Source organism: Pseudoalteromonas byunsanensis, assembly GCF_001854475.1.
Lineage (GTDB): Bacteria > Pseudomonadota > Gammaproteobacteria > Enterobacterales > Alteromonadaceae > Pseudoalteromonas > Pseudoalteromonas byunsanensis.
The window spans coordinates 249,428-261,591 of the sequence record NZ_MNAN01000028.1 but is presented as its reverse complement, the minus strand read 5'-3'; the positions used below and the strand labels follow the sequence as shown (position 1 = coordinate 261,591).

10 protein-coding genes and 1 other RNA gene are annotated in these 12,164 nt (G+C 41.4%); 6 read left to right on the top strand and 5 right to left on the bottom strand.

The features are described from left to right. Positions 1 to 11: 11 nt before the first annotated feature. Both edd and BIW53_RS08815 read right to left on the bottom strand, forming a co-directional pair. Entirely contained in the window at positions 12 to 1,865 is a 1,854-nt protein-coding gene (gene edd / locus BIW53_RS08820; RefSeq protein ID WP_070991477.1) for a phosphogluconate dehydratase, read from the bottom strand. 365 nt (positions 1,866 to 2,230) lie between these two features. Further along, entirely contained in the window at positions 2,231 to 3,859 is a 1,629-nt protein-coding gene (locus BIW53_RS08815) for a flagellar assembly protein A (RefSeq protein ID WP_070991476.1), read from the bottom strand. Between the two features lie 248 nt (positions 3,860 to 4,107). Between BIW53_RS08815 and ssrA the strand changes: the two genes are divergently transcribed. Then, positions 4,108 to 4,464, top strand: a transfer-messenger RNA (tmRNA) gene (gene ssrA / locus BIW53_RS08810). Between the two features lie 381 nt (positions 4,465 to 4,845). On the opposite strand, the gene BIW53_RS08800 is transcribed toward ssrA, so the two are convergent. Beyond that, entirely contained in the window at positions 4,846 to 5,616 is a 771-nt protein-coding gene (locus BIW53_RS08800; RefSeq protein ID WP_070991474.1) for an abortive infection system antitoxin AbiGi family protein, read from the bottom strand. 693 nt (positions 5,617 to 6,309) lie between these two features. On the opposite strand from BIW53_RS08800, the gene BIW53_RS08795 reads away from it, so the two are divergent. The 4 genes from BIW53_RS08795 (at position 6,310) to BIW53_RS08780 (ending at position 7,834) form a co-directional block, all read left to right on the top strand. Then, on the top strand, positions 6,310 to 6,732 hold the full coding sequence (locus tag BIW53_RS08795; RefSeq protein WP_139158812.1) for a hypothetical protein: 423 nt from the start codon (positions 6,310 to 6,312) through the stop codon (positions 6,730 to 6,732). Between the two features lie 101 nt (positions 6,733 to 6,833). Next, entirely contained in the window at positions 6,834 to 7,154 is a 321-nt protein-coding gene (locus BIW53_RS08790) for a hypothetical protein (protein WP_070991472.1), read from the top strand. 73 nt (positions 7,155 to 7,227) lie between these two features. Then, on the top strand, positions 7,228 to 7,464 hold the full coding sequence (locus tag BIW53_RS08785) for a hypothetical protein (RefSeq protein ID WP_070991471.1): 237 nt from the start codon (positions 7,228 to 7,230) through the stop codon (positions 7,462 to 7,464). A 25-nt stretch (positions 7,465 to 7,489) separates the two neighbouring features. Beyond that, positions 7,490 to 7,834, top strand: coding sequence for a 2OG-Fe(II) oxygenase family protein (locus tag BIW53_RS08780; protein WP_070991470.1), 345 nt, complete (start codon positions 7,490 to 7,492; stop codon positions 7,832 to 7,834). Between the two features lie 531 nt (positions 7,835 to 8,365). Here the strand turns inward: BIW53_RS08780 and BIW53_RS08775 are convergent. Both BIW53_RS08775 and BIW53_RS08770 read right to left on the bottom strand, forming a co-directional pair. Then, on the bottom strand, positions 8,366 to 9,091 hold the full coding sequence (locus BIW53_RS08775) for an outer membrane protein OmpK (RefSeq protein ID WP_217495708.1): 726 nt from the start codon (positions 9,089 to 9,091) through the stop codon (positions 8,366 to 8,368). Between the two features lie 80 nt (positions 9,092 to 9,171). Next, entirely contained in the window at positions 9,172 to 9,900 is a 729-nt protein-coding gene (locus BIW53_RS08770; protein ID WP_175442110.1) for a substrate-binding periplasmic protein, read from the bottom strand. A gap of 308 nt (positions 9,901 to 10,208) precedes the next feature. Between BIW53_RS08770 and BIW53_RS08765 the strand changes: the two genes are divergently transcribed. Beyond that, entirely contained in the window at positions 10,209 to 12,152 is a 1,944-nt protein-coding gene (locus tag BIW53_RS08765; RefSeq protein WP_070991468.1) for a methyl-accepting chemotaxis protein, read from the top strand. Positions 12,153 to 12,164 lie beyond the last annotated feature (12 nt).

The following is a 12,164-nucleotide window of genomic DNA, read 5'->3' as shown; positions in this document are numbered from 1 at the left end:
CAATGCACTTATTATTCTTCAATACCAAAGGCGCTAGCGCCTAAATCTGCACTGCTTACAATATTTCTAAATCCAGCAAACAACTCTCGGCCTGTACCGTAAGTCATTTCTGGCTGTGTTAATTGCGCTTCACGATTAGCCAACTCTTCGTCAGATACATGCACTTTTAAAACACCAGCTGGCGCATCTAAAGTAATCAAATCACCTTCTCGGATCTTGGCTATCACGCCCCCTTCAACTGCTTCTGGTGCTAAATGAATTGCCGCGGGCACTTTACCTGATGCACCAGACATTCGTCCGTCGGTGACAATGGCAACTTTAAAGCCCTGATCCTGTAATGTAGCCATTACCGGTGTTAGCTTATGCAACTCAGGCATCCCTTTTGCTTTGGGGCCCTGCTCTTTAAGTACCGCGATAAAGTCTTGATTAAGCTCACCATTTGTAAAAGCTTCTTGCAGCGCACCTTGCGAGCTGAAGACTTTTGCAGGGGCACTCACCACACGGTGTTCTTCTAAAACAGCAGATACTTTAATTACCGCTTTACCCAAGTTACCCGTCAACAACTGCAAACCACCTTGCTTACTGAACGGATTATTTACAGGGCGAAGTACTTCTTCATCTAATGACTTTTCAGGTACTGGTATCCACTTTACTTTACTTGGTCCATTGCTATCGGTGATGATTAAGTTCGCATCAGTGGCTAATACTGGCTCTTGAGTATAGGCATCAAGACCTTCACCAACGATGGTTTTGACATCATTGTGTAAGAATCCAGCATCGCGCAGTTCACGCATCAAAAAGCCCATACCGCCCGCGGCTTGGAAGTGATTCACATCCGCCGAACCGTTTGGATAGATACGCGCTAACAGTGGCACCACTTCAGACAAGTCAGCCATGTCTTTCCAAGTGATTTGTACGCCAGCCGCCTTTGCCATAGCAACCAAATGAATCGCATGGTTTGTCGAACCACCTGTTGCCAACAATCCAACTAAACCGTTAATCACGGTTTTCTCGCTCACAACGTCGGCTAAACAGTTAGCATCTTTGCTGTCAACAAGCTGCTGAAGCATACGCTCTACCGCGTTGCCAGTTAGGCCATCTCGTAATTCTGTATATGGGTTGATGAATGAGCTACCCGGTAAGTGTAGACCCATGATTTCCATCAACATTTGATTTGAGTTTGCTGTACCGTAGAACGTACAAGTACCTGCGCTGTGATAAGACGCACTTTCAGCCTCAAGCAGTTCTTCACGGCTTACTAAGCCTTGTGCAAACTTTTGACGAACACGCGCCTTTTCTTTATTTGGAATACCCGACTGCATTGGCCCTGCTGGTAAGAAATATACTGGCAGATGACCGAACGACAATGCGCCAATCAACAACCCAGGGACAATTTTGTCACACACACCCAAACAAAATACGCCATCAAACACATCGTGTGACAACGCAACGGCGGTAGACATGGCGATCACATCGCGAGAAAACAGCGACAATTCCATGCCATCTCGGCCTTGGGTAACACCATCACACATAGCAGGCACACCGCCAGCAACCTGTGCTGTGGCATCATATTTTTGTGCAATCTGTTTGATTAAATCTGGATACTCTTTGTAAGGTACATGCGCTGACAACATATCGTTGTACGAATTAATGATCGCTAGGTTTGGCTGCTCGTCAGCTTTTAAACGAGCTTTGTCATCACTAGTACATGCAGCCATTACGTGAGCAATGTTGCCGCATCCAAGGCCTGCTCTAACGCGCGTTTGTTTTTTTGCTTTTTCGATGCGGTCTAAATAGGCGTGACGTGTTTTTTGGCTGCGCTCAATAACACGTTCGGTAACTTCTTTAACTCGAGGATGCAACATATATTCGACTCATTCTCTATATAGGTTAGAGGAAAAAGGCTCAGCGCGATTAAAGACTCCACTCCAATCCTTGCACTGAGCACATTTTGATTTACCCGTTCAAAGGTACGCTATCAGGTTGTCTCTCACCCCAACCTGACACCGGTGTCACTGTATTAACGCATATCGTTGACACCGGTGTCAACCCTTACCCATAAATTTAGTCTAAAAATGTAAAATGACCAAATAATGACCTAACAACGAAAAATGGAAAATATGAAGATATAAACAGATAACCAAAACCCTATTGTTTTGGTTAGTAAGCACTTCCACTGGTGTGAGTGTAAATAGGAGTGTACTTTAGAGGGTTTATGACAACAAAATGATTACAGATTAAATTGCTGAGTTATCTTTCCTTCGTCCAGCCTGACCATATGCGGCGGATAAATACGAGTAAATTGTTTGGAGTCTTTAGCAATGGTCACTTCAATGCCAGGATGCATTAATTCATTGACTTTAACACGGCAACTGTGCAGCAGGCGCGCTAATTTTTGCTGAATGATTCTGATGTTGCGCTGATTGCGCTTGTAGTGAAGATCGAGCTGTTTTTCGCTCGCTTCTAGTTTTTTCAAAAACTCGTCACGCTTACTTGATTGCGGAGACTTAGTTGCCTTGGCTTTAGCTTTAGACAGCTCCATCACCTTTTCAGTCAAACGCTTTTCAAAGCTTCTGAATTCTTTTTGCTTTTCTTTTAGTTCAAACCAATTTTGTGCAATGGCAATGCGAGTGCGTGTACCAGATGGTGCACCTAGCTCACCTGTTTCAAGGCGCAGTGCATTAAGTACATTACCACCTATCAACTTGCCTCTAGGGTTTTCGCCCTTACCAATACGAATTAAACGCCCTGCCGATAAATCGCAGTGCAAAGCTTGGCGCTCAACGAGCAAATCTTGTTGCGTCTCGATTAGACAATATTGTGCATAACCCACCGAAACCGTACGTGTAGATTTAATACTGCACGAGAACTCGTCATTATCGGCGCGCTTTCTGCCTATAGCACCTTGAATAATAGTCACAGCACCCGCGCTTTCAATCTGGGCACATTCAACAAAACCAATCACGGTCACATCACCTGTGGCTTTTATACGCATGCCGTCTCTAACGTCACCGCTGACAATCACACTACCATCAAATTCAATATGACCGGTGCTTACATCCACATTTTGATAGCATAGAACGTCATCAACACGCATACCTCGCGGCACAGCCACTGGTACGCCTTTAGAGTCAGCAACTAAAATATTGGGGTCATTTTCGTCAAGCTTAGTGCCTTCAAGCACCTGTAAATCAAAATCTCGGCCTGGTTTTGGGTCGAGTACATCACCAAATACGGTATAACCGGTTTCACCTTTAGTAGGTGGAATACGCTTCATCAGTGGGGCACCGGGTTTTACGGTGATGATGGCGCCAAGGTCACGCATATCAACCTTGCCACCCTCTTTGGCCTGAGGGCTGAGCACTCTGTCCTGCGCTGTCATACACAAGCGCACAAATTTGGCATCATCGCCATTTTTAGCACGACGACCATGAGCGACGATGGTTTTGTATACTTCACCTGCTGGCAATTCTAATTGTTGCGCTAAAAATTGCTCAAGCACGGTTTTGTTAATGCCATGTTTCACACCTGCATCTTTTAATGCTTGCTCTGCCGCGTCCATTGAAATCATATTACCACCACGGGCGGTGACTATGGTTGCCTCAGCAATCATATTATTATCATCAACACGGATAGAGATTTCGGCACCAATGGCCATGGCAATCACGAGGGATTCGTTGTCTGAGTCTCGACTTGTAAACAGTTTGCCGATGTTTGCATGGATAATATCAAAATCTGCAAATTCAGATTGCTCAAGCAATTCAACCAGCTGAGAAGCACTCGCTGGAAAACCAGATTCTGATGGATGAGAGAGTAAATACACCGCACCCATATCTTTATCATAACGAAACAACGACATCGACTTAATTCCTACGAAAACAAATCCACTTTGTTATTGACAACGTAACTAAGCCATTTGAGCACAACAATGCAACAATGTTAAGCAATATATGTCCACATTAGCACACAAATTATAAACGATTGTAAATGCACTTTGTACAATAATCACCCAAGCAATTCATATTTAAAAAGTTATCCAAAAAAGGGCCTTGAGTAACTACCTACTTACGCGCTATACTGGCTTTACTTACTGAATGAAAGTATTCAGGGGCTGATTAGGATTCGACGGGATTCATGAAGCCTAAGGTGCATGTCGAGGTGCGGCTGGCCTCGTAAAAAAGCCGTATTTAAAGTAATCGCAAACGACGATAACTACGCTCTAGCGGCATAATAGCCCGCTAGCACTCCTCCAAGAAATGCTTATGGTTCTGGTTCTGGAGTGTCACCCTACATAAGATCGCTACGGAAACCCTGGCCGGGGTTGAAGGGCTAAAACCAAGCGGCCTCGCCTTTACTTATCGTGTTCGTCCGAGACTTAAAGGTTAACCAATAGACGATACTAAGCATGTAGGACCGAAGGTCGACGCTTTCCGGACGGGGGTTCAAATCCCCCCAGCTCCACCAAATAGCGAAATGAAAAGCCATCAAAACTTAGTTTTGATGGCTTTTTTGTTTTCAAATAGCTTATATGATGCTGTCGGAGTAAATTTGAGACAGGAATTTTTGTGACCCTAACTGCAAAAAATACACAACGACATTCACCTGATACTGTACAAGTCCGTAAAAACATTTGGCTCCCCATACTTAAAAAAAGCGAAGTGCGATACCGCCACCCGTACCAAGCACGCCACACTTTCGCGACTATGCTGATTAGTGAGGGCCGTAATTTGTGGTGGGTAGCTGATCAAATGGGCCCGAAATGTTATTTAGGCATTATGGCAACTACATCAAAGAGCATGATTTGGAACTGACACGAAAAAGCCGCTGATTAGCGGCTTTTTCGTGTTAAAAATCGTTCTCAATTTGCTCCTTAGTCAGAAGCTTAGATTTGACAATTTCAATTTGAGAGTTATCAGCAAAGTTGTCATTTAGGTACTCGATCATTTTTAACCTATCACTCTCCTTTTCAAGAATTATGTAGTTAATATCCTTTAGCTCTAATGCCAGTCTCAACTTTGCTAATTCACCCTTATATTTTTCAAAGGCTACCTGACTATAAGCTTTATTTTCATCTCTTTCCCACCACTCCCTAGGTGGCATATAAGGTTTGAAATCACTACTCCATTCAGGTACAAACCTCCACTCTCTTTCGTCGTAGAAGCGGTAATTCTCTGTAGTAACTTCCCCTCTAACAAGATCAGCTTCATAATTCTTAACAAATCTCAAAATATTGAGTGGAATCTTTGCTCTCGAATTTGGTTCTAAGTCTCCATCTATTTCCACATTTCTGGCCTCCAAAACTACTTGTTGTAAAGTTTCAGCGAGATAAGACCCAACAGAAATGTAAGTTACAGGGTTCAATTGATTTCTTATCGTCCACTCTTTATTCATTCCTATTCCGTACCCGCCATATTTATTAATATGATCATGGACCCGGGATAGGGGAATATCACAAAATGAAATCATAGGCACAAAGAAATTATAATAACCCTCTTGCGTTAGTTTAAAATTTTCTTCGCAATAACCCGCCCGAAACCCTTCAGATATGATTCCCATCACACTTTCGATATTTTTTGTGAAATGAAAGAGGTTATTAGAACTTATTTTTGTTGACATGATTGCACCAAGTCCTTTGTTATAATTATACTATTTCAGCTGTAACTAGCAGGGGTTCTTACGCAAAAATTCGCTAGCACAGATAGTGAAATTAAAGCTTTTATAGAACAATTATTGCTCCACACTTATGTTTATCAGAATAACTCTTGTCACAGCAATATCTTATAGCAATCTAATATCTATATTCAAATCCCCCCAGCTCCACCAAATAGAGAAATAAATAACCCATCAAAGCGTTGTTTCGATGGTTTTTTTGTGTCTAATGTAAAAGCCATATTGTCGTTTTCTATCTCTAACGCAAATAGATTCGACTTGTTCCCTGACTCCCATCAACAAAATCCAAGCTCTCACTCTGGTACATAAGTCAGGCGCTTGTCATGTATTAGCGGTTCATAGGCATAGGAAACTTATCTGGACAGGCACATTTAGAAACTGCTCTCAGTGATAATATAGAGTATCTGACAAACTGATTTGTCGCTTCCTTGCTAATCCCATCGTTCTCTCCTTGAACTTTGGTTATAAAATAAAAACGAAGAACTTTAAGCCTCGACAAAACTTCTAAACAGTCAAATCTGAATGCCACTCTTTTAGTTCACGCTTAGAGTTCGCTTGGGGTTTATACTTAAGAACCCACCAATTGGACAATAGATAGACAAGAGATTAATATTATTCTTTATATTTCTGAGAACCAACTTGAATAACAGCTTATTTTTACACACACAAAAAGATAACTTAGATTGGCCGAAAAAAGTAATAGGCACTAATGCTAACTCGTGTAGATTTTGTAAGAGCCACTCTGTAACTTTCAAAAACAGATCTCACTCTGTTCCAGAAATGCTTGGAAACAAAAGTGTCTTTACTATAAATGAATGTGATTCTTGTAATAAAAAGTTCGCAAAGTATGAAACAGAATTAGCTAAGTTCATCCCACCATCATTTATCACTAGGATAAAAGGGAAAAATGGCTTTAAAGAAGTTCATTTAAAAGGGGGACGTAAGATTTCAGGAGATTTTGGCTTTATTAACATACATTCTGACCTTGAAGCACTCAACAAAGGCTTAGATGTTGTAATGCCAAAATTTTCTCAAGTGAAAGTTTACAAGGCGCATTACTGATTTTAAAGGACAGTAAAAACCACTAAGTTAACCCCCCAACTCCACCAAATAGCGAAATGAAAAGCCCTAAAGACATACTCAACTTTGAAAAGGAAATTAAGATGAATAATTTTGATAATTTTGTAAAGTCAGTAATCGAAAAAGCCATTGGTGACAAAGCATCGTGCTCTGATCTTATCAGTGCTCAAGACCCATATTTTGTTATTCAGCGCTCTGATAGTGCTTACGAGTTTCGAGTTTTTGTTCCCTCCGTACTGTCCATAGAGTATGAACAAAAACATAAAGAACTTTTGCAAACACCATATGATTTCAACTCAATAGACTCCTCAACTACATTGGGACAAACTAAAATTAATCTAACAAAAGCAATAAAAGAGTTTCTTGATGAAAAGCCAGCAAGCTCATTTTACATACGGGGATGATAAAGCCGTTTGGTTTGCTGTTCTAAATAATAAAAATAAGGTTATTTAGTATTGGAAAAACGGAGGAATTAAGATGACTGATTTAGTGCTAAACATTATGGAAGTGTACCCGCAAGAAAAGGTGCATCCTGAAATAGAAAACCCAGACAACTCAACCACTGTTACTTGCGGTAACTGTGGTGCGGAAGTTCGTAATGTATTCAATTTGACTATGCGAACAGGTGAAAATTATAGCGTTCGATGCAGTACAAGGAATGATGCTGGACAGCAATGTCTAAATATATTTAAAGTAACCATTTCAGAGAAATAACATATTGGAAAATCAGGAGAAATGAATGTTAAGCCACTGGTTACAATGGCAGAAAGGTAGGCAGCTATCTGGCTATGATAAAATGCTACTTGCTGGGGCGTATTGGCCTATTAAATTTGATTGCTACTTGCTCAGGTTTCCAGTGGGAAGTGAAATACCACCGCATAAAGATGAGGTATCTAAAGGTAAACACTACAGGCTGAATATTGTACTCAAGGAAGCTAAAAGTGGCGGTCAGTTTATTTGTAAAAACCCCATCTATGAGACTTCACGAGTAAAGTTTTTTCGGCCAGATAAATCTGAACACTCAGTAACGAAGGTTGTGTCTGGAAACCGATATTTATTGAGTGTTGGATGGATTAGAGAATAACAATTGAGAAATTGGAATAGGAGCGTAAACACTGTTTACACTCCGAGTTAGAGTATTGAAAACACAGTAAACAAATTAAGAAAATCTCATACCCAACTTTGTGAATATGGGCTCATACCCAGTTACACCAGCTATCACAAACTGTACTTACTTTTTCCTAGTCTATCCCGAACACTCTGCAAACTACGCTGAGCATTACCGGCACACTCGTAGATAACTTCAAGTACAATATTAAATTTTGGCATCTAAGCCTTGTACATCCTGCCAATCTGCAAAGGTGTTTTTTACAATCTCGGCCTCTTTTGCAGAGCAAGCGGTGATGAAGTTGTAAGAAAACCATTACAGCTTATTATCGGCAATACGCTTACTGATGGCCCCCTTTGTGCAGGCGGATGTACTGCGCCGCGTAGATGCGGTGTTGGGTTAAAACACCGGTACTGTTCGACTATTAACCCAACGTCTAATCAAATGCCTATATTTAGAAAATGCCACATTTGATTTTTAATAGAGGTATCACCTAGATTTAGGTCTTTAAAAATGCCCCTTTATCAATAAATTGATGTTAGATTCATCGGTTCGAAACTGTGGTCTGTCCGCAAGGCCGTATTTGTTTTGCCAGTAGACATATTCCACGCCGACATACAGTTTAGATTTCCAGTTAAACAGCGGGTGCAGAGCCCATTTAAGCTGTGATGTCATATTCATACTCGCGCTTTGGTCTTCAGTGGCACTGCTCCAATCCATAAAGCCATCAAATAAGAATTGCTGTTTACCCAATGTAAATGGTAAAGCCCAAGTTGTGGTAAGCTGCCAGTTGTCAGCAACACCATCATTGTTACGCCGATAGAAATTCAGATTTACGTAGTTAAACCCCGGTATAGCTAAGTCTGTAGCCACCCCGTATAGATAGTTCGTTCGTTGCGACGACATCTCGAGCGTACTAGTAAATAACACATCTTTAATAACACCATATTGCAGCGTTTTCTCAGACAACTTGCCAAAACTTATTCGCGGCGACCACTCAGAATAGTTTTCACTGTTGCCGTGGTCTGTGCGCAAATGATCTAGAAAGAAAAAACTGTCGCCCCAGCTGGTGCCCGCTACATGCTCAAAAGTAATTACCTGTTTATCAGGGCCATCGACTCGGTAGTTACTGCCGTTTAAATAACTAACACTAAAATCCTGCCATAAAACGTCTGCGTTAAGTGGCATGCTGAAGCAGCCCAACAATAATAACGATAAACGTGTTTTCATCATTTCGACCTCAATATACTTGCACTTTTGACACTAAACAGACCACATCTACAACTTACTATAAACACTCAAAGCGCTCTTCTTTAGCGCCGTAAGTATTTAGCATAAATTTGCTCAAAACTGCCATTAGAGTGCATTTGGGCAAGCGCTGTGTTGAATCTGTCTCTGATTAATTGCTCTTTAAATACTACAAAAATCGGGTTGCTATGCGAGGTAGGAATAATACGGTTTAAAGGCAGGATATCTACTTGTTGTCGAAATGATACATCGGTATGTTGCCTAGCCCAATATTCGAACAAGTTCCTATCCAAAATAATCGCATCCGCTCGACGCTTAAATAGCATACTAACCTGGCCTTGCTGATCGGTAACTTCCAAAAAACTATCACTCTTGCTAGCAACCGATGCCAGTAATGGAAATACCTCAGTCGACCCTTTAAATGAAATCACGACTAAATTCTCTAAACTGCTAACACTGCTCACTGTAATACGTCTAGAACGCAACGTAACAACAATTGTTTCATATGCACCAATAGGTTGAGAGTAAAAAACGTGTTCAATTGCTTGATTCTCGACCATAGCGACCGCATCCACATTGGTTTGTTTCAACGCCCAATCAAGTCTCTGTAGCGGTACAAACACCGGCATAAAACCATAGCCAGCTTGCTGTAATGTATCGCGCACTAAATCAAGTGCCAAGCCTCGTCGGTCATCTATAACCCAAGGTGGCAAACTGTGAGGAAGACTAACAATGACTTCTTTTGCAAGCACTGATTCTATAAATATCAATAAAAAAAGCAGCAATTTTTTCAAGATAAAAAGCTCCAACAACAAAGCCTTATGCATACGTAATTTACTCGACTCGAAACGGCAAATAATTACGAAAAAACGGTCAATTATTTTGACCAAGTCTTCAGCAAAATGTGAGGCACCGATTCTAGATTAGTACTGTTTGCCAAATTGTTACAAGGTGCTACCTAACATTCCCTAAACCGAGCACATAGATCACCAGTGTTGATTAAAAAACAATACTGATGATGGCGTAAATACAAATACCATCTAATCTTTGTTTAGCGGTATCGCTGTGAACCGAGTCACCACAATACTTAGGGGGCTAATCTATGCTTACGTTTTTTAAAAACCTCTCGATCAAATACAAATTGATAGTGTCTATGGCAACCGCTTTACTGCTCGCTATAAGTATTCTGGCTGTTTTAAACAATATTCTTACCACTAACGTTCTTAAAGACAGGCTTGAGGAGGATGAACTGCCGTTTGTAATGCAAACTGTCCGCCTCAAAATTGAAAATGAAATGAGTAGTAGTATCAATGCTTCCAAACAAATTGCGCAGAATAATTATTTAATAAAATGGCTCGAAAATGGCGAACCCAAAGCCGACCGTAATGACTTACAGGCATACCTAGCAAGATTAAATAGCGCTAATAATGCAGGAGAAACATTTATTGGTTCATGGAAAACCAAGGACTATTTCACTCAGGATGGTTACATTAAGACCATGTCACAATCTCAACCTTTAGACAGTTGGTTCTTTCAGTTTTTTAAGTCAAATCCCGATTATGATACCGGCATCGGCCCAAATAAAGTTACAGGCAAGCTAACATTATTCATCAACTATGCAATAAAAAATAGTGGTAAAACAATCGGTGTCGCTGGCATGGGGGTTAGCATGCAAGGACTAGTCGATTATATTAATAACTTCAAAATTGGCCAAACCGGCTATGCATTTGTGGTATCTGGCGACGGCAAAGTAAAGATCCACTCTGATACACAGTTAGTTGACAAAGCATCTTTAAACTCAATGCCAGGTTTAAAAGAACAAGCTAACCAGTTGATAGGGCATAAATCTTTTACGCTGCGAGATGCAACAATTGACGGCAAAGCCTACTTTGCTGCTTCAGATTACATCGCTGCACTTGACTGGTATGTTATCGGCGTAATACCTCAAAACGAGGTGTTTGGAGCCTTAAGTCAGGCCACCAGAAATAGTGCTCTAATTGCGGTGATAGTTGTTGTGCTGTTCTTGTTCCTTTCAGTTTTTGTCGCCCGCGGGATTAGCGCTCCAATAGAGCGAATTTCATTGGCGTTATCCCAAATTGCTAAAGGCGAAGCCGACCTGCGACAACGTTTACCGGTTGAATCCAAAGATGAGCTTGGTGCACTGGCCACCAATTTCAACGCCTTTACCGGGCAACTGCATACCATTATTCAGCAGGTACAACAAAGCTGCCACCAGCTACGCGACAAAGTCCAGGAAGTTAACGAATTGAATAAGCAAACTTCAAAAGAATTAACCGTGCAGCGTGATAAAACCATACAAGTTGCCACAGCCGTGACTCAAATGGGAGCAACTATTGAAGAAATAGCCTGCAATGCAACAGAAACCGCATCTGCTGCTCAGAACGCATCTGCCAAAGTGGCTGAAGGTGACGCTGTTGTCAAAAAAACCATTGGCTATATTGAGCAACTCGCCAGTGAAATGACTACCTCGGCACAAGTTATCAATGAGCTGGCGCAGCACACAGAATCAATAGGAACAATACTAAGTGTTATCCGCGGTATATCAGAACAAACCAATCTGCTAGCTCTAAACGCGGCCATTGAAGCAGCGCGTGCCGGAGAGCAAGGGCGAGGCTTTGCGGTGGTGGCTGACGAAGTGCGAAGCCTGGCAATGAGAACTCAAAAATCGACCGAAGAAATTCAACAAATGATTGAAAAGCTGCAAAGTGGCTCTGAAAATGCGGTTAAAGCGATAGAAACAGGCAGGCTACAAATGGATAAAAGCGTGACATCATCGACCAAGGCTGGCGAAGCACTGAGCGCTATCGATCAATCAGTTGATATCATTGAGAGCATGAGCACTCAGGTTGCCACAGCAACAGAGCAGCAAAATGTGGTCGTTAATGAAATCAATAACAATGTGGTAGGGATTAGTGATGTTACGGCATCTACCGCAGATGCAGCAGAAAGTAGTCTCGTTGCATGTGAAGCTTTATATCAATTAACCCAAGATTTAGATGAGGTAGTTTGCCGATTTAAAGTTTAAAGTCTTACGAAC

Excerpts from the sequence above, each read along its gene's own strand:
- BIW53_RS08815 (WP_070991476.1), bottom strand. The coding sequence starts at position 3,859 with ATGTCGTTGTTTCGTTATGATAAAGATATGGGTGCGGTGTATTTACTC.
- BIW53_RS08800 (WP_070991474.1), bottom strand. The coding sequence starts at position 5,616 with ATGTCAACAAAAATAAGTTCTAATAACCTCTTTCATTTCACAAAAAAT.
- BIW53_RS08780 (WP_070991470.1), top strand. The coding sequence starts at position 7,490 with ATGTTAAGCCACTGGTTACAATGGCAGAAAGGTAGGCAGCTATCTGGC.
- BIW53_RS08790 (WP_070991472.1), top strand. The coding sequence starts at position 6,834 with ATGAATAATTTTGATAATTTTGTAAAGTCAGTAATCGAAAAAGCCATT.
- edd (WP_070991477.1), bottom strand. The coding sequence starts at position 1,865 with ATGTTGCATCCTCGAGTTAAAGAAGTTACCGAACGTGTTATTGAGCGC.
- BIW53_RS08765 (WP_070991468.1), top strand. The coding sequence starts at position 10,209 with ATGCTTACGTTTTTTAAAAACCTCTCGATCAAATACAAATTGATAGTG.
- BIW53_RS08775 (WP_217495708.1), bottom strand. The coding sequence starts at position 9,091 with ATGATGAAAACACGTTTATCGTTATTATTGTTGGGCTGCTTCAGCATG.
- BIW53_RS08785 (WP_070991471.1), top strand. The coding sequence starts at position 7,228 with ATGACTGATTTAGTGCTAAACATTATGGAAGTGTACCCGCAAGAAAAG.